Source organism: Veillonella parvula, from assembly GCF_018378075.1.
Taxonomy (GTDB): Bacteria; Bacillota; Negativicutes; order Veillonellales; family Veillonellaceae; genus Veillonella; species Veillonella parvula_K.
The window spans coordinates 24,136-45,928 of the sequence record NZ_JAGZYE010000001.1; the positions used below are offsets into that span (position 1 = coordinate 24,136).

Annotated in this window: 19 protein-coding genes; 13 read left to right on the plus strand and 6 right to left on the minus strand. The window is 37.8% G+C overall.

The genetic code is table 11. The features are described from left to right. Positions 1-32: 32 nt before the first annotated feature. A complete protein-coding gene (locus tag KH286_RS00110) occupies positions 33-1,010 on the plus strand; it encodes a 3D domain-containing protein (protein ID WP_004693280.1) in 978 nt (325 codons plus the stop codon). Between the two features lie 122 nt (positions 1,011-1,132). On the opposite strand, the gene msrB is transcribed toward KH286_RS00110, so the two are convergent. The 3 genes from msrB to KH286_RS00125 all read right to left on the minus strand — a co-directional run bounded on the left by msrB (position 1,133) and on the right by KH286_RS00125 (position 4,385). Next, positions 1,133-2,071, minus strand: coding sequence for a peptide-methionine (R)-S-oxide reductase MsrB (msrB, locus tag KH286_RS00115; RefSeq protein WP_004697196.1), 939 nt, complete (start codon positions 2,069-2,071; stop codon positions 1,133-1,135). Beyond that, positions 2,072-3,193 carry a 5-methyltetrahydropteroyltriglutamate--homocysteine S-methyltransferase gene (locus tag KH286_RS00120; RefSeq protein ID WP_004693284.1) on the minus strand — a complete coding sequence of 374 codons (1,122 nt, stop codon included), beginning with the start codon at positions 3,191-3,193 and terminating at the stop codon, positions 2,072-2,074. A gap of 253 nt (positions 3,194-3,446) precedes the next feature. Continuing rightward, on the minus strand, positions 3,447-4,385 hold the full coding sequence (locus tag KH286_RS00125) for a LysR family transcriptional regulator (protein WP_004697127.1): 939 nt from the start codon (positions 4,383-4,385) through the stop codon (positions 3,447-3,449). Positions 4,386-4,491: 106 nt separating this feature from the next. On the opposite strand from KH286_RS00125, the gene rnmV reads away from it, so the two are divergent. Together rnmV and rsmA are read left to right on the plus strand one after the other, a co-directional pair. Then, a complete protein-coding gene (gene rnmV / locus KH286_RS00130; protein WP_004697202.1) occupies positions 4,492-5,019 on the plus strand; it encodes a ribonuclease M5 in 528 nt (175 codons plus the stop codon). Between the two features lie 13 nt (positions 5,020-5,032). Beyond that, positions 5,033-5,887, plus strand: a complete 855-nt coding sequence (gene rsmA / locus KH286_RS00135; RefSeq protein WP_004697159.1) for a 16S rRNA (adenine(1518)-N(6)/adenine(1519)-N(6))-dimethyltransferase RsmA — start codon at positions 5,033-5,035, stop codon at positions 5,885-5,887. 90 nt (positions 5,888-5,977) lie between these two features. Here rsmA and KH286_RS00140 read toward each other — a convergent pair whose 3' ends face one another. Next, positions 5,978-7,225: a sodium/glutamate symporter gene (locus tag KH286_RS00140; protein ID WP_004697267.1), complete on the minus strand. Its 1,248-nt coding sequence runs from the start codon at positions 7,223-7,225 to the stop codon at positions 5,978-5,980. Between the two features lie 446 nt (positions 7,226-7,671). Continuing rightward, positions 7,672-9,267 carry a peptide chain release factor 3 gene (locus KH286_RS00145; RefSeq protein WP_004697298.1) on the minus strand — a complete coding sequence of 532 codons (1,596 nt, stop codon included), beginning with the start codon at positions 9,265-9,267 and terminating at the stop codon, positions 7,672-7,674. Positions 9,268-9,445: 178 nt separating this feature from the next. Here KH286_RS00145 and KH286_RS00150 point away from each other — a divergent pair, with 178 nt between their 5' ends. Next, positions 9,446-11,755 carry a DNA topoisomerase 3 gene (locus KH286_RS00150; protein ID WP_004697350.1) on the plus strand — a complete coding sequence of 770 codons (2,310 nt, stop codon included), beginning with the start codon at positions 9,446-9,448 and terminating at the stop codon, positions 11,753-11,755. A gap of 212 nt (positions 11,756-11,967) precedes the next feature. Here the strand turns inward: KH286_RS00150 and KH286_RS00155 are convergent, their stop codons facing one another. Continuing rightward, positions 11,968-13,266 carry a DEAD/DEAH box helicase gene (locus tag KH286_RS00155; RefSeq protein ID WP_278617494.1) on the minus strand — a complete coding sequence of 433 codons (1,299 nt, stop codon included), beginning with the start codon at positions 13,264-13,266 and terminating at the stop codon, positions 11,968-11,970. A 537-nt stretch (positions 13,267-13,803) separates the two neighbouring features. Between KH286_RS00155 and KH286_RS00160 the strand changes: the two genes are divergently transcribed. From KH286_RS00160 to scfA, 9 genes are all read left to right on the plus strand, one after another. Then, complete coding sequence (locus tag KH286_RS00160; protein ID WP_004697076.1) at positions 13,804-14,037, plus strand: FeoA family protein; 234 nt, start codon at positions 13,804-13,806, stop codon at positions 14,035-14,037. A gap of 9 nt (positions 14,038-14,046) precedes the next feature. Further along, entirely contained in the window at positions 14,047-16,419 is a 2,373-nt protein-coding gene (feoB, locus tag KH286_RS00165) for a ferrous iron transport protein B (protein ID WP_004696974.1), read from the plus strand. Positions 16,420-16,650: 231 nt separating this feature from the next. Further along, positions 16,651-16,857, plus strand: coding sequence for a FeoB-associated Cys-rich membrane protein (locus KH286_RS00170; protein WP_004697259.1), 207 nt, complete (start codon positions 16,651-16,653; stop codon positions 16,855-16,857). Positions 16,858-16,961: 104 nt separating this feature from the next. Continuing rightward, positions 16,962-17,222, plus strand: coding sequence for a DUF6110 family protein (locus tag KH286_RS00175; protein ID WP_004697111.1), 261 nt, complete (start codon positions 16,962-16,964; stop codon positions 17,220-17,222). Positions 17,223-17,238: 16 nt separating this feature from the next. After that, positions 17,239-19,377: a heavy metal translocating P-type ATPase gene (locus tag KH286_RS00180; RefSeq protein WP_278617495.1), complete on the plus strand. Its 2,139-nt coding sequence runs from the start codon at positions 17,239-17,241 to the stop codon at positions 19,375-19,377. Between the two features lie 115 nt (positions 19,378-19,492). Further along, on the plus strand, positions 19,493-19,897 hold the full coding sequence (locus tag KH286_RS00185) for a hypothetical protein (protein WP_105086580.1): 405 nt from the start codon (positions 19,493-19,495) through the stop codon (positions 19,895-19,897). Further along, the gene (locus KH286_RS00190) at positions 19,890-20,732 is read left to right on the plus strand and encodes a hypothetical protein (protein ID WP_278617496.1); all 843 of its coding nucleotides are present in this window, start codon (positions 19,890-19,892) and stop codon (positions 20,730-20,732) included. The genes KH286_RS00185 and KH286_RS00190 overlap by 8 nt, the downstream gene beginning before the upstream one ends. A gap of 49 nt (positions 20,733-20,781) precedes the next feature. Beyond that, positions 20,782-21,543, plus strand: a complete 762-nt coding sequence (locus tag KH286_RS00195; RefSeq protein WP_004693310.1) for an ECF transporter S component — start codon at positions 20,782-20,784, stop codon at positions 21,541-21,543. Positions 21,544-21,643: 100 nt separating this feature from the next. After that, positions 21,644-21,787: a six-cysteine ranthipeptide SCIFF gene (gene scfA, locus KH286_RS00200; RefSeq protein ID WP_004693318.1), complete on the plus strand. Its 144-nt coding sequence runs from the start codon at positions 21,644-21,646 to the stop codon at positions 21,785-21,787. Positions 21,788-21,793: the final 6 nt, after the last annotated feature.

Genomic DNA, 21,793 nt, shown 5'->3' on the forward strand with positions numbered 1-21,793 from the left:
TAGAATAATACCATTACAGGAGGGATTACAACATGAGAATTCATAAGACACACAAGCGATATATTTCGTCTGTTGTTGCCGGATTGATTGTAACAGCTGTAACCATGACCGGTTTTTCTTATAATGATAAAACCGTTACCGTTATGGTAGATGGTGCAGCACACACTGTTAGAACGCATTTAAATTCTAACGAAGGCATTGTACGCGATGCTGGGGTTAAGTTAAATCCAAATGATAAAGTTATTTCTAGTTCATCTACAGTTCAAAATGGAACAACCTTAACGGTTGTTCGTGCTATTCCAGTTTATGTAACTGTAAATGGTAAAACAAGAGCTGTATTCACTACAGAAACAACTGCTCAAGGTGTTGCTAATGAGCTTGGTTTCAAAGCACCTAACTATGTAGTAGTGGGCGATGAAAATGGATCTGTTTTAAGTGGTACACGTATAACAATTGCTCAAGTAACAAGCCGCTCTCTATCTACAGTAGATCAAGAAGTTGCTGTTGAAGTGGTTCGTCAAAAAGATGATACTATGGCTAAGGGCGAAGAAGAGGTTGTTCAAGTTGGTCAACCTGGCTTAGAACGAGTACAACGTGAAACACTATATAGTAATGGTACAGTTATTAAAACTAATGATGTATCTAAAGTAACACAACGTGCAATGGTACCTACAATTATTAAAGAGGGCACTCGTGAGGTGACTACATCTCGTAATGTAGCAGGACGTGCATCTCGCGCTATCGTAATGGAAGCATCTGCTTATCTTGCTGGCGATGGTGATGGTGCTGGTATTACCGCTACGGGTCTACCTGCAGTACGTGGCATTGCCGCAGTAGACCCAGATGTTATTCCATTGGGTACACGTTTATTTATTCCTGGTTACGGTGAAGCTATTGCTGCCGATACAGGTGGTGCTATAGTAGGTAACAAAATCGACCTTGTAATGGACTCTTATGGGGAGGCTATGGACTTTGGTCGCCAAGACGTTACAGTGTACGTTTTGGACTAATATGATGATTTAGAGGGTATATCTATAAGATATATTCTCTTTTTATTGGACCTACTTAGCTCAGTAATATTCAATTATAATAGATATAGTAGAAGGACGCCTTATGATTAAGGCGTCCTTTTTTAGTCTTCAATATATGGAATTAGATATTCGTACTTTGTACCTTTTAATTCATCTTTAGGGATAAATCGTAAAGATGATCCATTGATACAGTAGCGAAGAGAGCCATTAGGACCATCTTCAAATACATGACCTAAATGAGCATTACCGATGCGGCTACGAACTTCTATGCGATTCATACCATGTGAGTTATCTTGGTAATACTTGATAACATCTTTAGCTATTGGTTTAGTAAAGCTAGGCCAGCCACAATGAGAATCGAATTTATGGGCTGATACAAAAAGGGGTTCTCCAGTTGTAATATCTACGTAGAGACCTGCTTTGAACTCATCTGTTAGTTCATGGCTGAAAGGTGCATCTGTAGCAGAGTTTTGAGTTACTTCAAACTCTTGTGGCGTTAATGCCTCTAAATCTTCCTGGGAAGGTTTAGCATATGTATTATCATCGATGAGTGGTTCATCAGATAACCCCAATGGAATGTGACAATAGCCATTAGGATTTTTGTCTAAGTAATCTTGATGGTATTCCTCAGCAGAGTAGTAATTCTCTAAAGGCAATACTTCAATAGCAAATGGTTTACCTTCAAAGGCTTGAGCACGTGCTAAGGTACTTTCAATAACGGCTTTATCGGTTGGATCAGTATAATAAATACCCGTACGATATTGAATGCCTACGTCACCACCTTGTTTATTGACACTAAAGGGATCAATAGCACGTAGAAAATATTGAATTAAGTGATCTAAAGATAGTATATCAGCATCGTAAATGACCTTGAGAGCTTCTACGTGCCCGCTATTGTGGCATACATCTTCATAACTTGGATTTTCTGTAGGACCATTGGCATAACCTACTTCGGTAGAAAGGACACCGGAGATCTTTTTGATATACCCTTGAAGGCCCCAGAAGCAACCACCGCCTAAATATATAGTATGTTCATTCATTTAATCACCCCAAACTTCATGAGCTATTTCTTTGACTAATGCGAGTTTAGCCCATTGTTCTTCTTCGGTCAATTGATTGCCGATTTCACAAGAAGCAAAGCCACATTGAGGAGATAAACAAAGTCTTTCAAGTGGAATATATTTTGTAGCTTCTTTGATACGTTCTTTGATGATTTCTTTATCTTCTAACTCTGGGCGTTTAGATGTGATAAGACCTAATACAACTTTTTTATTAGGAGAAACTTCACGCAATGGCTCAAAACCTCCAGAGCGATCATCATCAAATTCTAGGTAATAAGCGTCTACATTTTCCTTGGCAAATAGGATAGGGGCAATAGGTTCGTACCCACCACTAGCGGCCCATGTAGAGTTATAGTTACCACGACATACATGTGTAGTAAATGCTAAGTCGTGAGGGCGACCTTCAAGAGCTAAGTTATTCAAACGTAAATATTTAGCGGTTTCACCTTCAATGGTTACACTTTTATCCTTTTGACGACCTGTCCAGTAAGCATGGTCACAACACATACCCCAAGTACAATCATCAAATTGAATATTGCGGCAACCTGCATCGTAAAGGTCTTTAATTACTTGGCGATAGGCGGCAGCAATATCTTGAATCAATTCTTCTAAATCTGGATAGAAGGAGCGCGTTGTAATGCCATTGTCTTCACGGAATAACTCTGCCAAAAACTGAGAGGGAGCAGGAATCGTTTGACGCGCCGTAGTATTTTCGTCTTCAAATTGTTTTACAAATTTGAAATGTTCAACGAATGGGTGGTTTGTTCCCGTAATTTTGCCAGTAAGGGCGAGGGAACCTGGCGCTGTTTCTTGACCGACGAATTTGTAACCGTGTTCCAGTTCAATTTCTTTTACGCCGTTAAAGCCCCACATGAAGTCTAGATGCCAATAGGCACGACGGAATTCGCCATCTGTAATCACTGGTAGGCCAGCTGCTTTCTGTTTTTGAATGAGGTCTGTAATAAGACGATCTTCAACGGCTGTTAATTCTTCTCGAGTAATATTTCCCTTATTAAAAGCTTCGCGTGCTTCTTTTAATTCTGCTGGGCGTAGGAAGGAACCTACGATATCAAAGTGGAATGGTGCTGTATGTTTGGACATAATAATCCTCCTTATATAAACGATTAAACCGATAATTTTGATAGGTTAATTATAGCTAAGTATGATTATATATAAAAATATCAATATATTTGAGTTGTATATAGTTTAAAGTTATGTCTATGAGTGATTTTATGCTTTAAGTTATACCCAAGAAGGCACTCTCTAAAATAGAGAGTGCCTTCTTTATGGATTATCTGATACATCTAAATTGAACAATAGTGTTGTATCGCTCTATAAATAATATGATATATAATTATTTTTTGTTTTCTGGTAATTGAATATGTCTACCGTAATTACTAACGTATTGTTCTAGAGCGTGGATATATTCTTGACCTAAACGGCTGCGTTGCATTTTATTATTAGTAATGTAGCCAATGTGCATTAAACCTTCTTCGGCAAGTGGAACGGAAATGATATTTTCACCATTTACCTCTTTATCGATTACACCACTAGATACAGTGTATCCATCAAGGCCAAGTAATAGGCTAAATAAAGATGCTCTATCGCGAACACGGATATGTTTTGGGCGCACTACGGTACTGAAGATTTCTTCAGAGAAGTAGAAGGAGTTGTGATCGCCTTGCTCAAAGGAAATATATGGATATTCCTCTAATTCGTCCATAGAGACTACCTCTTTATGGGCTAATGGATGCGTTTTACCAATAAAGATATGAGGATGGGCCGTAAATAATTCAGTAAAGGTTAATTCGTTAGTGTGAATTAATTTTTCTAATACAGGACGGTTGAAATCATTATAATAGAGCAAACCAATTTCACTCTTCATATGAGCCACGTCATCGATAATTTCATAGGTTTGTGTTTCTCGTAAGGATACATCATATTGATCGATTTCAGCGCCTTTTAAAAGCTCTACAAAGGCATTGACTGCAAAGGAGTAATGTTGAGTAGACACAGAAAATTGTTTTTTACCACCGCTTTGGCTCTTATATTGCTCCTCTAAAAGGGCTGCTTGTTCTAACACTTGGCGCGCATAGCCGAGGAAGCGTTCCCCTTCTTTAGATACGGTAATTCCTTTATTTGTACGATCGAAAATGGTAATACCCATTTCTTTCTCTAGTTCTTTAATAGCCTTGGTGAGACTCGGTTGAGACACAAATAATCTCTTGGCTGCCTCACTAATACTGCCTATATTGGCAATTGTTGTGACATACTTTAATTGTTGTAAGGTCATAATTGGCCTCCTTTTATATATTACACTATTAATACTACTCGATTATAAGTATTTAAGCAATGTTATATATATGTTACAATGTATTAATAGAATAAAAGGGGGATATATGTTAAAACAAGTCATTGTCGTAGAAGGAAAATCTGATATACAACGTATCGCTCAAGCTGTAGACGCTGATTGCATTGCTACAGAAGGATTTACCCTCAGAAGAGGTGTTATCGATATGATTCGTGTTGCCTATGAGAAACGTGGCATTATTATATTAACTGATCCTGATACAGCAGGGGAGCGAATCCGACGCGTTTTAACTAAAAAATTCCCTAATGCACAACATGCTTTTGTGCCTCGTGACGAAGCGTTTGCAAATGATGATATTGGCATAGAACAAGCATCTCCAGAGTCAATTAGAAAGGCTCTATCTACATTACACGTAGAATCTCTAGAATCATCTAACGAATTTACTATGGTGGACTTAGTGCGTCACGGATTGTCTGGTATGCCTGATAGTGCAGCTCGTCGAGCGGTTATTGGTGCTAAATTAGGTATTGGATACGGTAATGGAAAGCAATTTTTATACCGTTTAAATCATTATGGTATAACCCGAGATGCTTATGAAGAGGCAGTAAATTGTTAAAATAGGAGTTAAGATGTTAGAATCAGTAATTGCAAGCCCAGAGGTTGTGCATTATATATGTAAGCGCTTTGATATTAAAATGAGCAAAAAGCTAGGACAAAACTTCCTTATTAAGCGAGGTATAGTCGATGAAATTGTACATGCTGCGGAATTAACCGTGGGAGAACCTGTTCTAGAGGTCGGCCCTGGTATTGGTACGTTGACACAAGGTTTAGCTCAAAGTGGGGCAGATGTAACGGCTATCGAGCTAGATCGTCGCTTATTGGAGGTACTAGATACGACATTGGCATCTTATGACAATGTACGTATCATTCATGGTGATGTGTTAAAGCTTGATGTGCCAACGATTATGAATCATAAACCATTTAAAGTGGTTGCCAATTTGCCATACTATATTACAACACCTATTATTATGTCTTTGTTGGAAAGTAAACTACCTATTGAACGTCTAGTTGTGATGGTGCAAAAAGAGGTGGCCTTACGGATGATAGCAAAGCCCGGTACAAAGGACTATGGCGCATTATCTGTTGCTGTTCAGTATTATACGGAACCAGATATTGTTCTTGATGTACCGCCTAAATCTTTTTTGCCAGCTCCAGCGGTGACAAGTTCTGTTATCCGTTGCGTATTGCGTGATAAACCACCTGTAGATGTGATTGATGAGAAACTATTTTTTCGCGTTGTGAAAGCTGGTTTTGCGCAACGCCGTAAAACATTCTCTAATACGATGAAGACAACGGGTTTAACAAGAGATAGAATTGAAGAGTTATTAGCAAAAGCAAATATTGATGGTCAACGAAGAGGTGAGACCTTTACACTTCAAGAATTTGCTGATGTAGCCAACGCATGGGCAGCATTAATCAAATAGTATAATACATAAAGAGCTTATTGGACTGATAAAATATCATTCCAGTAAGCTCTTTTTCATGAAAAAAGGACCCGAATGGGTCCTTTTTAGTTAGTAAAGAATGCCAGCCATGGTTGTAATGAGGAAAGCATTCGCAAAGTCAATTAAGAATGCACCTACTAAGGAAACTACGAGCCAAGCACGAGGAGATGGGCCGTGTTTACTTGCTAAGGATAACATGTTAACTAATGCGTTTGGTGTAGCACCCAATCCGAAACCGATAGCTCCGGCACCAAGCATAACTGCATCGTAGTTGCGACCAAAGAGGAAGTAAATAAGGTATGCAAATACACAGATAAGTGCCATTTGTACAACTAAGATTGTAATAAGCGGTAAAGCAAGATCAATTAATTGAACTAATTTCAAGCTGTTGATAGCCATTGTTACGAATAAGGATAATGCTACATTAGATACTGCATCAAGAGCTGCATCGTTGATTTTGTATGCTTTAGTAAAGTCACCAAAGTTACGAATTACTGCTGCACAAATCATAGCGCCAATATATGCAGGTAGTGGAGTAAGAACAGACAATCCAGCACTTACGATGGTACCGATACCTAATGCAAGGCCAATCCACATACAAATTGTTAAAAGATCTTGAGAGTTAAATTGTTTGCCGCCGCTCTCAACGTGATCTTCGATCATATCGATGCCTTCATCCTCCATTAATTCAGGATTTTCATAAGGTGTTTTAACTTTATGCATTTTAATAATGCGTTCACCTACAGGCGCGCCGAGGATTGTACCAGCTACCATGCCAAATGTTGCAGCTGCAACTGCTGCGGAAGCGGTACCAGGGATACCAAGTAATTGTTCGTAATATGGACCGAAGGCACCAGCTGTACCAAGGCCACCAATCATAGATACAGAACCAGCCATGATGCCAATAATTGGCTCAATTCCTAATGTTTTGGCAATCATAATACCTGCAGTATTTTGTACTACAATCCACACCGCACAAGCAAGGAAGAAGAAGATAATAAAAATACCACCCTTTTTGAGGACTTTTAAAGATGCCATTAAACCGATAGTGGTAAAGAAGGCAAGCATTAGAAATGTTTGTAAGGAACCTTCAAAGGTAATGTTTAAGATTTTATAATAAGACAAAATAGCAGTTAAAAATGCAAATGGAAGAGCGCCTACGGCTGGTGCAGGCATACACATACGTTGTAAGAACTTGGAATGCTTATTGATCCAAGTACCGATGAATAAGGTAATTACAGCAAGACCTACAGTTTGAATCATGGACAGTTTTAAGGTCCATACATTGTTGACTAAGGCTAAGTCAATAAGTGGCATAAAATCACTCCTTTAAAATAAAAAATAAATCTGAATTTTATGGTATCATGAATGGTCAAAAAATACTATAGAATATATAACGTATAAAAAGTTTACATTTTTATCTTTAAACACTCATAACAACACAAAAAAACAATAATATTAATAAAGCTATTTTTATGATTATACATATAAATATAGAAAAGTAATAGTATATATTACTTATGTACATAATCATACTATATATATTCGACTTAAATCTGTGATTTTCCTTCTTGTTATAAAAAAATAAACTGGAATATATTTTTTATATTTATAATCATATAAAATATACTCCAGTTCTAAAACTTAATATTTTTATGTTGATTTAGTAAGACTCTAAATTATATATGGCGATAAATTCGCTCTATAAATGCATGTTAAGATATAACTAAAATGTATAGACCTAGCAATAAGTTAATTAGAAGTTATAACTCATGGTGTAATTTAGGGGTCGTTAAGAATGTTACATCCGGATTACGCTCTTGAACCCAACCCATTTGCCATTCATTGGAAATAAGAACAACGGTGCGATCGCGATTATCTTTTACAATCATCGCATTATCTATACCTTTCAAGGATGCAATATCAACTTCGCCGTCAATCCAACGAGCAACACCATATGGCAAAGTATGATTTAATAAATCTACACCATATTCATTTTTGAGGCGGTACTCAAGAACTTCAAATTGAAGCATACCTACGGCACCGACCACGAAGGAATCAAGGGCAACTGGTTGTTCAAAGATTTGAACAGCCCCTTCTTGAGCCAATTGAGTCATACCCTTTTGGAATTGCTTACGTTTCATAGTATCTTTTGGGGATACACGAGCAAAAAACTCAGGAGGGAAGACAGGGAAGTCGCCAAAGGTTACTTTATGCTTTTGTGCACAAAGCGTATCTCCTACGCCCATAGTACCGGCATCAAAGACACCAATAATATCGCCAGGGTATGCATCTTCTACGATGGTACGTTCCGTAGCCAAAAATTGTTGAGGCTGAGATAGGCGGATTGTTTTATTAGATTGGCGATGTAATACAGACATACCTTTTTCGAATTTACCAGAGCAGATACGCATAAATACGATACGGTCATGATGATTAGGATCCATATTTGCTTGAATTTTGAATACTAGAGCAGAGAAGTCTTCGCTAGTAGGCTGTACCATTTCCTCTACCGCTTGTCGTGGAGCAGGGGATGGAGCTAGTTCTAAGAATTTTTCTAAGAATGGTTTTACCCCAAAGTTCGTCATAGCAGAACCGAAAAACATAGGCGTTAATTCACCAGCACGAACCTTATCAAAATCGAATGGATCGCCAGCAACATCGAGCAACTCAATATCGTCAAGCAATGCTTGGTATACATCGTCACCTAATAACTCTTTCATACGAGGATCCGTTAACGCCCCTTTTTCGGAAGCTAACTTTTCTTGACCATGTGTTTCGTCTTTTGCAAAGAGCTCTATAGTTTCGTGTTCTCTATCGTATACGCCTTTGTATTCGCCATTAATACCGATAGGCCAGTTCATAGGACACGTACGAATACCGAGAACATTTTCGATTTCTTCCATTAGATCGAATGGGCTGCGACCGAAATGGTCAATTTTGTTTACAAATGTAAAAATAGGAATACCGCGTTCTTTTGATACAGCAAATAGCTTCTTTGTTTGGGCCTCTACGCCTTTTGCTACGTCAATAAGCATGACAGCACTATCAGCAGCCATCAATGTACGGTATGTATCTTCAGAGAAGTCTTGGTGACCAGGAGTATCAAGGATGTTTACGCGACAACCATCGTAGTCAAATTGCAATACGGAACTCGTTACAGAGATACCACGTTGTTTCTCGATTTCCATCCAGTCGGATACGGCGTGTTTTGCAGTTTTACGAGACTTTACGGAGCCTGCTAAGTGAATAGCACCACCATATAATAGTAATTTTTCCGTTAATGTTGTTTTACCCGCATCCGGGTGAGATATGATTGCAAACGTACGACGACGTTGTACCTCTTCTAAAAATGTCATGATTCACCTCTATTAATATGTTGTGAAAGCAGATAAATCTTTAGGCTCTACTTTCACAGTCTATATATCGTAAAAATTATACATGATTTTTCTAGTTATGACCACTAAATTGTAGTATAATGAGATTTCATAGAACGGCTTGGGGTTAGCCGTTATCTTCAGGTTAAGGAGGGGATCCATGCGGTTATTTATTGCAGAAAAGCCATCCATGGCTCGCGAAATCAGTAAATGCTTACCAGAAAATAAGAATATCCAAAAACGGAATGGTTATTTTATCCAAGGGGATGATGTGGTGACTTGGGTAGTAGGTCATGTACTGCATCAGGCTGAGCCCGGAGATTACGATGATAAATATATCCGTTGGCGTCCTCAAGATTTGCCTATCGTGCCAGCTGAGTGGAAATTGCTTGTCACAGATAGCAGCCGTCAACAGTTTGAGATTGTAAAAGACCTTATCGACAAAGCTGATGTCATCGTCAACGCAGGTGACCCGGATCGGGAAGGGCAACTCTTAGTTGATGAAGTTTTGTACTATGTAGGTAATACAAAACCAGTACAGCGTATTCTATTAAATGCCCTCGATGAAAAATCCATTCGTTCCGCTCTTGATGATTTGAGAGATAACAAGGACTTTCACAATCTATATCAATCTGCATTGGCAAGAGCACGGGCAGACTGGCTCATTGGGATGAATTTATCTCGGGCCTATACATTATCTGAACGTTATAAAGGTCATAAGGTAACATTGCCAATTGGTCGTGTAAAGACGCCAACGTTAGCTCTTGTTGTACGTAGAGAACGAGAGTTAGCTGCATTTAAACCAGTAGACTATTTTACTGTAAAGGTATTATATAACCATCCTAATGGGGTGTTTTGGGCGACTTGGCAGCCTACAGACGAACAAAAGGGGCTTGACCCAGATGGACGACTCATTAATAAAGCTATTGCTGATGAATTAGTAGAATGTTTACAAGCTGGACCAGACGGTTTTATTAAAGGTGTTACAAAGTCTAAGAAAAAAGATGTACAACGATTGCCTTTATCCTTATCATCCTTACAAGTATTGGCAGGTAAAGCCTTTTCTTATGATCCACAGACTGTACTTGATACAGCGCAAAAATTATACGAAAAGAAATTAACTACCTATCCACGTTCTGATTGTGAATATTTACCACCCAATCAATATGATGATCGCAATGCAATCCTCAACAATCTACAAAATGCAGGTGATGAGAGATTAGCACAGTGGGCTGCCGATGCAGATCGTTCTATTAAGAGCCGTGCTTGGAATGAAAAGAAAATTACCGCCCATCATGCTATTATTCCTACAACGGTGGCTTGCAATATAAATAGTTTGTCCCAAGAGGAGCGAAATATTTATTTCCTCATCAGTCAAGCTTATATTGCGCAATTTTATGGGGAGCATATTTACGAGCAAACTAAAATTGTAGTAGAACAAAGTAAGGAAGAGTTTGTAGCTAATGGTCGTGTAGTTATCGAAGAAGGATGGAAATTGCTTTATAAACGACATAAGTCTAAATCTACGACGGACAATGACGAGCCCGATCTAACCGATGAGCGTGGGGCTGAATCAGACCCTAAAAAAGAGGTTATTGAAGAAACGGACCACTTGCCAGCGGTTAAAAAGAACGATACTGTTTTATATACGGATTCTTCTATAGAGTCTAAACAAACGAAACCACCATCCCGTTTTACGCCGTCCACATTACTACAAGCGATGAAGGAAATTCATAAATTCGTAAAAAATGAAGACTTGAAAAAGCAATTAAAGGCTGTATCTGGTATTGGTACAGAAGCAACTCGGGCAAACATTATTGATGAGCTTATCAGTCGAGACTTTATGAAAACGTCAGGGAAGAAGCAAGTCTTATCTCCAACGGAAACGGGCTATCTCTTAGTAGATGCTCTGCCAGAAGAGCTGCTTTATCCTGATGAAACAGCTGTTTGGGAAGAACGCTTAGCACTTATGAGCGAAGGAGAGGATACATTAGATTCCTTCTTAGCGGATCAAATTAAGTTTTTAAAATTATTAATTGATAAACTTGGTTTTGATAAAGTAGTAAGCTCTGATCAAATGATGCCCAATGTGGTGCGAACTATAACGAGTCAAAATCGTAAGCGCCCTATGGATAGTGAAAGCGTAGACTTGTCTTCCTTACCTGTATGTCCTAAATGTAAAAAAGGACGTTTGCAACAGCGGAATGGTAAATTTGGTGCCTTTTTAGGGTGCACGAATTATCCTACGTGTAAACATACTCAGCCAGTAGAAGGGGATACTTCTAGTGTTGAAGGTAATATTGAAGTATCTGATGAAGATAAACAATATAAATGCCCTAGATGTAACGTAGGTTACTTTGTGAAACAAGAGGTGAGAGGTCGAACAAACTGGATTTGTAGCAATCGATCTCAATGTAAGACCCAATGTTCTGATGTAGATGGGGTACCGAGCATTTATGCCAACAAATAAAGTAACCAATAAAAGGTAACTTATTATCGGTAAATATATATAATCGAATATAGATTATTGTAAAGTTTTTAGTTATCTAAGATTACCAAGAAACAACTATTTTTACAGTGATAATAAAAAGACGCGTACAGCTTAGCTGTGCGCGTCTTTTTTTGAAACTGTTCTTGTAGAAGAAAAATTGCTTCATTTAGTTTAGGATATTAAGCTGAATTTTATCTGCGTTTGCCACGACGACCAGTTTGGGAGGTAGAAGCACGGCGTTGGCGTGTATTGGAGCCTTTATGGCCTCGTGCTTTGTGAGCTTTAGCCTTAGTGGATTGGTAAGTGCTTGTAATCTTAGGTTTACTAGCTAATTTTGTGCGTTTTGGAGCAGTGCTAGCATTGCCCTTAGTTTTGATCTGACCATCCTTAGTATATTTTGTAAGTGTAGCTTGGATAGCTCGTTCGATGCGTCGTAACCATGATTCGTCTTGTGGTGTCGCAAAGGTTACAGCCACGCCAGAGTTACCAGCACGACCTGTACGGCCAATGCGGTGGATGTAGTAATCTACATCGCGAGGTACGTCGTAATTATATACATGTGTGATACCTTCGATGTCGATACCGCGAGCCGTAATATCGGTAGCCACTAAGATTTGTGTTTTAGCTTTTGCAAAGTCTCGCAGAATTTGTGTGCGACGACCTTGTGTCAAGTCACCGTGCATTTCTGCTATATTGAGCCCCGCTGCAGTTAATTCGTAGGATAAACGAATGGCACCTTCCCGTTTATTACAGAAAACTATAGCTAAAAACGGATTATCATCTTCAATCATTTTGATGAGCCGTTGTGTTTTTTCTTCAGGATTCATCATATACACTCGTTGATCAATTGATTCGAGAGTGATGTGTTTTCCTTCTGCCGTTACTGAAACGGGTTTAGACATATATGCCTTTGCGAGATTTCGGATTTTATCTGGAATTGTAGCGGAGAATAGTAATAGTTGTCTATTGGCATCTGTTTGGCCGATGAGATTTTCGATATCTGGTAAGAAGCCCATGTGAAGCATTTGGTCTGCTTCATCTAGTACAACACGACGAATACAGTCTAGATGGAGAGAACCGCGCTTTGCATGATCCAATAGACGACCAGGTGTACCTAAGATGACTTGAGGTCGGCGGCCTAACTGTTGTAACTGTGCCTCGATTGTTTTGCCGCCGATAAGAGGGAGGATATCTACATTTAAAATAGAACCTATTTCCTTCGCTTCATCGGAAATTTGTTTAATTAGTTCTCGTGTAGGCGCAATGATAAGCACTTGTTCTTGATGAACATCAGTATGTACACGTTGTAGAATTGGCAGTAAGAATGCTAGTGTTTTCCCCGTGCCGGTTTGAGCTTTGGCTATGACATCATTCCCTTTAAAGACGACAGGAATGGATTGTTCTTGAATTGGCGTAGGCTCCTTTATACCTTGTTTTTGTAGGGCTTGGATAAGTTCATCACAAACACCTAAAGATTTAAAAGATTTCATGAATCGTCCTTTCTATAATACATATTATATTAATTATAACGTATGCACATATTAGGGGCAAATGAATTGAACTTGGAAGATGTATAGTCTTAACATACTCTAGGCTCAATAAATATTATAGTATTTTGGGTATATTTTTTTGATAATATATGGAAAAATACTGATATAACTAAGTAAAATGAGAAATGAAAATATTAAAATAGCTACATTTAAACTGTTTATAAACTATTAATTGAGAATGTGAGAGTATTTGTAAATGATAATCTTAATAGAGTTTATTGATTACAGTATCTAAATATATAGCTATGAAATATTAAATTTCAGCTAGTATTCAGTATTTTATTAGATAATTATATAGATAATCTCATATTAAATATGATAATAAAATATAGATATGAGATAAAAAATAACCATAAAAATGATAATAATTGTTGAAATTAATGCTTGATTTGATATAATAATTTAAGATATTAATACGCATTATTATTTGGTGTGTTTAATATGAGGTTGTTAGGTACAATAATTAGGAGGTGTCGTATGGCTATCAAAAAGTTAAAAGACATGAAACCAGGTGAGTCTGGTCTTATTGTTGCACTACATGGCAGTGGCAATGTTAAGCATCGTCTAATTGACATGGGTCTTGTAAATGGTACAAAAATCCATGTTATGAAGTTTGCCCCTTTGGGGGATCCGGTGGAAATCAAAGTAAAAAACTTTGAATTAGCACTTCGTACAAGCGAAGCTGGCATGATTGATGTAGAGGTTCAATAGGAGGTTCACATGGCAGAGAATGGGCAAATTCGCATTGCCTTAGCAGGTAACCCTAACTGTGGTAAAACTACAATGTTTAACAATATCACAGGGGCGAAGCAACACGTTGGTAACTATGCCGGCGTTACAGTAGAAAAAAAGGAAGGCCATACGAACTTTGATGGCCATGAGTTATTGTTTATTGACTTACCAGGTACATATAGCTTAACTGCACGTTCCTTGGATGAGTTAGTAGCGCGTAATGTTATCGTAAATGATAACCCAGATGTTATTGTTAATGTTCTTGATGCATCTAACTTGGAACGTAACTTATATTTAGCTGCACAATTATTGGAACTTGAAAAGCCAATGGTTATTGCTCTAAACATGGCTGACGTTGCTGAAGAAATGGGCATCAAATACGACCTAAAAAAAATGGCAGAAATGACAGGGGCTACAATTGTTAGCACAGTAGGTCGTACAAACATTGGTACAAAAGACTTGTTAGAAGCAACAATTAGTGTAGCTGCTTCTCAAAAAGCTCCTGGTGTAACAATTAACTATGGTGATTTGTTAGAAGGTAAAATTAGTGAGCTTGTAGAATTGCTAAAACAAGCGGGCACTGTTACATATCCACTTCGTTGGATTGCTGTTAAGTTGTTAGAAAAAGATGCTGACGTTATTGGCAAAGTTATGCGCTTTGATAATACGGAAGCTGTTATTCAAAAGGCTGAAGCTATTCGTGAAGAAATTAAGGATCAAGTTGATCTTGATATTGTCTTCCAAGAATATCGTCACCGCTTTGCAGTAGAAGTATATAATACATGTTTAACACAAGCGCCAACTCAATTGGAAACACGCTCTGACCGTTATGACAAAATCTTAACGCATCGAATTTGGGGCTTACCAATCTTCATGGTTGTTATGTACTTATTGTTTGCGTTCGTTAACTTCGTTGGTGGTATTCCTCAAGGTTGGATCGAGGATGGTTTCGCTGCATTACAAGCTTATGCGGTTCAGACTATTCCAGAGGGCCAATTACAGTCACTCGTATCTGATGGTATTATTGCCGGCGTAGGTGCGGTACTTTCATTCTTACCATTAATTTTATTACTCTTCCTTGGCATTTCTTTCTTGGAAGATACAGGTTATATGGCTCGTGCAGCCTTCGTTATTGACCGTGTAATGCGCGCATGTGGCTTACATGGTAAATCCTTTATTCCTTTATTATTGGGTTTCGGTTGTTCCGTACCATCCGTAATGGGTGCCCGTATCCTCGACAACTACAAGGATCGAATGGTTACGATTTTGATTACACCATTCATGAGTTGTTCTGCACGTTTGCCAGTGTATATCTTATTTGCAAATGCGTTCTTCCCAAATGGTTGGGATAGTACTTTAGTTGTATTCTCTGTATACTTCTTGGGTATCATCTTCGGTATTATCTTTGCAAAAATTTTCCGTAAGTTCTTATTTGCTGGTGAAGCAGAACCATTTGTAATGGAATTACCTCCATATCATTTGCCTACATTGAAAGCTACATGGATGCACATGTATGAACGTGCTAAATTGTACATCATTAAAGCCGGTACTTTCATTATGGCTGCTTCCATCTTGATTTGGTTCATCACTGCATATCCAATGGATGTAGAATACTCCAAAGATTATGATGCAGTGAAAGAACAAGTTGCTCAAGAGTATGAAGTAAAAGATGCAGCTACATTATCTCAATTCGGTATTGCTACAGATGACCAAAAAGATGCAGTTGATAAAATTGTTGAAGATATGAAATCTACTGTACAAGATGCTACTGATGCTGCTAAGCAAGCAGGAGAAGATGAACCTGAAGTAGCAGTAGAGGATGATTCTGAAGCACCTGAATTATTCAATGATATTAAAGATGAAAATAAAGACTTGTTCCCAGCAGCATGGGCAATGTATAAAAACAGTGCTAACTTAGATGCTGAAAATGACAAACTTGATAAAGAACAAGCTGCTGAAAAAATTGAACAATCCTATGCAGCATCCTTTGGTAAAGCAATCAACCCAGTACTTGAACCATTGGGCTTCGACTGGAAAATGGGCTTATCTCTCGTAGCTGGTTTAGCGGCTAAAGAGGTAGTAATTTCTACATTGGGTACAGTATATGCAGTAGGTGGTGATGATAAAAATCCAGCTCCATTGACTGATTACTTACAAAATGATCCAAACTTCTCACCATTGATTGCATTAACAATGATGTTGTTCGTATTAATTTACCCACCTTGTTTGGCAACATTAGCTGTTATCAAACGTGAAACAGGTTCTTGGAAATGGGTTGCATTCATGTTCTGCTATGAAAATACATTTGCATGGATTGCATGTTTCATCTTCTATAACATAGGTCGCGCATTAGGTTTCTAATCTAAAATCGCTAAATAGGAGAGTTTAGCCACTTTTAGATTCTTTAAACAAAAATGAATTTAAAAATTGCGATTTTGTTATAAGTAATTTAAAAATAATACTTGATAATTATCAATATTCGTGGTTAAATGATAATGAGAAAAGGGAAATATCCTTTAGATATTGCTTTTATCTTGTTTATCACTAATACACATATTATAATTTAGTAGATATTGAGAAAGAGGCATAATAATGGATAATCTTGTTATAGGACTCATAGTTGTATTAGCATTAGCTTATATCGGTAATAAATTTTACAAACAAATGTCTGGTAAAGGTGGCTGCGGCTGTGGTGGCGGTAGCTCCAAGTCTGGCTCTAAAAAATCTTCTGGTTGCGGTGGTAACTGCAGCTGTGATGGTTCCAATAAAGCACTAGGCATTAAACGTACTGCTAAGTAAGCTAATACGAATTCTGAATTTGAATGAGGGGTCTCTATAATGGCTCCTCTTTTCAAATATAGTAATTAAATTTTTTATCATATTTAGTAGAAAGGAATATTATCATGTTCAACATCGATCAAAAAAATCTTAAAAACGCTAACTTATTCGCAGCAGGTCTTGCATTGGGTACTGTAGGTCTTAAAGTATTAACTTCTAAAGATGCTAAAAAAGTATATGCTGGTATCGTAGCAGCTGGTCTTCGCGCTAAAGAAACTGTATTAGAAACAGCTGAAAAAGTACAAGCATCCGCATCTGATGTATTGGCAGAAGCTCAAGAAATCAACGAAGCACGCAACGAAGAAATCTTTGAAGAAAACAAATAATTAGAGGATTGCACATATGTTACAATTTTCTGTAGTAAAAAAACTCAGAAATCGCTTGCATGTTAAGGTAACTGGTCATCACTTTACAGAGGCTGAAGCAGCTTATGTAGAGGATACATTACTCCTTAATGATGCAATTGTAGATGTAACCTTCTACACTCGTAGCAGTCAAATCGCCATTAAACATACTGGCGATCTTGATGCTGTGCGTGATGCAGTGCTAGGTCTACGCGATTTAGATTTGTCTGAAGCTCCTGCTTTAAACGAATATTCTCCTCGCTTGGTAAATAAAAAATACCGTGAAATGATGATCAACCGTACTGCACTTTACTTAGGTAAAAAAGCAGTGCTTCCTGCGCCTATTGCAGCTGCATGGGCTTGGTTTGATGGTATTAAATTTATTGGTAAGGCTATTAAAACATTGTGGCAACGTAAGTTAACTGTCGAAGTACTTGATGGTGTAGCTATTGGTGCTGCATTACTTCAAAAGGATTACCCTACAGCTGGCGCTGTTATGTACCTATTAGGTATTGGTGATATCTTAGAAGAATGGACTCACCGTAAATCTGTATTAAATCTCGCTCAAAGCATGTCCTTGAACGTAGATAAAGTATGGGTTTTAGTTGATGACATTGAAGTGAGCAAGCCAGTTAACGAAGTTGTGGCAGGTGATCAAATTATTATTCGCCAAGGCGAAGTGATTCCTTTGGATGGCGTCGTTATCGATGGTGTTGTTCTTGTTAATGAAAGCTCCATGACTGGTGAACCAGAAGCAGTTCGTCGCGATCAAGACAGTTCTGTATATGCAGGTACTGTTGTTGAAGACGGCAAAGCTATTGTAGAAGTACGTAGCACATCTAAATCTTCTCGTTACGAAAAAATTGTTAACCTCATTGAAGAGTCTGAACAAATGAAATCCGGTATGGAACAACAAGCATACCGCATGGCTGATAAATTAGTTCCAATAAGCTTTATTGGTGCTGGTTTAACATACTTGTTGACTCGTAATGTGATGAAAGCATTGTCTTTCGTAATGGTTGACTTCTCTTGTGCTCTTAAATTATCCATTCCATTAGCAGTACTTTCCGCTATGCAAGAAGCATCTAAACGCGGTATCACTGTTAAAGGTGGTAAATTCTTAGAACAAATTGCACAAGCAGATATGATTGTATTCGATAAAACAGGTACTCTTACAAAAGCAGAACCTGAGTTTGAACAAATCATTCCATTTAATGGTCATGATGCAGATGAAATGTTAAAATTGGCTGCATGTATTGAGGAACATTTCCCTCATTCCATGGCAAAAGCAATTGTACGTGCTGCTAAGGAGCATTCCTTGCCTCACAAGGAAATGCACTCCGACGTAGAATACGTTGTAGCTCATGGTATTGCATCTAAAGTTGGCCGCTACCGTGTACGCATTGGTAGTGCTCACTACATCTTTGATGATGAAAAAACAAAGATTCCTGCAGATGAACAAGAAAAGTTCAATAATTTACCAAATTCATCTTCCCATATTTACCTCGCTATTGGAGGTACACTAGCAGCGGTTATTTGCATTAAAGACCCTGTACGTGAAGAGGCAAAACAAGTTATAGCTGATTTGCATGCATTAGGCATTAAAAAGATTGTCATGATGACTGGTGACTCCAAACGTAATGCACAACGTGTAGCTGACGAACTCGGCATCGATGAATTGCATGCTGAAGTATTGCCAGAAGATAAAGCGGCTTATGTAAAACAAGCAAAAGCTGAAGGCTATACTGTTATGATGGTAGGGGATGGTATTAATGACTCCCCAGCAATTTCTGAAGCACATGTTGGTATCGCTATGAATGAAGGCGCTCCAATTGCTCAAAAAATTGCAAATGTTACTATTTCTTCCGATAATCTACAAGCTCTTGTAGATTTACGCCGCATTTCTATGGCATTGATGAAACGCATCAAAGCAAATTACAATGGTATCGTTGGTTTCAATGGTGCTCTTGTAGGTGGTGGCGTACTCGGTATTATGCCGCCAAGCCAAACAGCATGGTTGCATAATCTATTCACATTGGGTATCGGCTTAGAAAGCATGACCCCATTGTTGAAAAAAGATGAACCAAAGGAAACTGTTCCTACAATTGATGTAACAGCTGATTCTGTAGTAGCTTAATCAAAGAACCTCCATATAGGTATTGATTTACCTGTATGGAGGTTTTTCTTTTTTGATGACATTTATCTATGATTATTGTAAAATACAAGGAGATTACATATTGTAGGAGATTTATATGAACATTTTGATAGATATTTGTAAACGCTCCTTCTATTTGAATCTATTTATTGTGGTAATCCCCATTATTGCATATATGATTCATAATGGATCGAGTGCGACCGTAGCACTAGTATGGTATTTGTTGTTATCCTTATGTATGCCTTGGGCCTATTTATCATTTAAAAGCAGTACCTTTGATGATGGTAGATCTATAAGTCGCATTGCTTATGTAGTGAGTTGGGTTGTCGTTCATGGTATCAGCTATAAAGGTATTTTTTTAGGTGTTGATTTATCCATGTTGTGGGGATGGCCAACAGTAGGTCGTGATATAGCCTTTTTATTAGCTATGTATTTAAGTGTCACATTTAGCTTGCTTATAGCTTATGGCTTAACTCGATTAGTGGGAGGCTGTAATGAATAAAAGTTTTTGGCTATTTACGTTAATTTGTTCACTTTTTGTAAGTGCTATTACAACAGTACTTTCATTAAGTGGGGCATTATCATTATCCATTTTAGTGTTTCCAGTTTTGTCGCTAGTCATACCAATTATGGTGCGACGACTAAAGAATGCCAAGTTTAACGATGATTTACCGCTAAGCATGGGGTATCATGCTTATAGTTGGGCTTGGTGGACGGTATTTTCGTTTCTTCATACACCATTTAGCTTTAATGTAGATAATGGATTAGCAAAATCATTACTTTTATTTGTGGTGTATTTTATCGTTCAAGTTCTCATTGAGTTATGTGGTTTATTAGCTACGAAGTTTTTCAATCGTACTTATCGATGGGGTATGATTGATGAAGCATTAGATATAATTGCCTATACTATACCGATTCCGTTCTTGTATATTGGCTCAATCCTATATATAGATTTACAAGATCCGATGGTATATTTTATGTATGCATCATCCATGAATGTAAATATATTATTTGCTGAACTTGTATTATTATTAGTTTCTTTATTGGCCTTTGTATTCTATTTGTATCCAAGAGATTTAGCATATAAGGGTGTACGTTTGTTGCGTATCATTATTACTGCAGGCATATGGCTTGCTATGAACGCCCATATCTTGTATGGTGGTTATATTCCAGAATTTATTTTATCTTTAGTTCCCACCGTTTTTCCAACGTACCAAGGTAATCCACTAGTGTTTGTAACTCCAACTTTATTAGAAGCTGGTATGACAGGTGGAGCAGTGATTATAGGTGCATTGGTAGAGCGTGGTATTATTTCACGACGCCGTGAACGTATTTAATTTCTAGTTTCGACTTATATCCGTAAGGAATGAGAGCGAAGGAGGATCTATGAACAACATTGAACGTCCATTGGATGATAACTCAACTGTATCAATCCACGACAATGAAAAACTGAAGCAAGTTGAACGTAAAGAGGTCAAGAAAGAGAAAAAAAGTGGCATTACGATTCGAGAATTAACAATTATTGGTCTACTAGCAGGTATCACTATTGCATTAGGGCTTTCTGGTTATGGTATTATTCCATTAGGGCCGCTAAATGTAACAACTTTACATGTACCAACTCTAATTGGTGCTATTGTAGAAGGACCAAAAGTGGGGGCCTTTGTTGGCTTTATCTTTGGTTGCTATAGTTTGTGGCAAAATATTACAGCTCCTAATATTTTATCCCCACTATTTATTAATCCAATCATTTCCGTATTACCGCGTATACTTTTCCCAGTATTAGCATATTTGGTATATCTATTATTGTGGAAAGCACCGCAAGGTCCGCGTATTATTGTTTCTGCTTTTATGGGGACTGTATTTCATACGATCATGGTTATGGGATTAATCTTCTTACTCTATGCAGATATGTTTGCTCTTAAAATGAATCTTAGTCCAGATCAAGTATTAGGCTCTATTGTATTCTTGTCTGTTACACATGGTATTCCAGAAGCAGTTTTTGCTGCTGTAATTGTAACACCAGTGGCAATGGCTTTACGAAAAGTATTGCGTAAGGATGCTCCTAAGAAAACTAAAGGTGAAGCTATGCGAGACGCAAAAGTTACAGACCATCAATTAGGAGAAACTGAAGTGGTAGAAACCAAATAAGCTGAAGTTGTAGACGAAAATATAACGAAATAGTATTTTACAGGCTTTTTATAAATATGATAAAATAAATATCATTCGATAAGTATTGAGGAGGATAATCATGGCTAAACGTATTCGTACTATCAACACTGAATCCTTACAAAAAACTGCTAAAACTGGCGGTTGTGGGGAATGTCAAACATCTTGCCAATCCGCTTGTAAAACAAGCTGCACAGTTGGTAACCAAGTTTGCAAACAAAAATAATGAAGA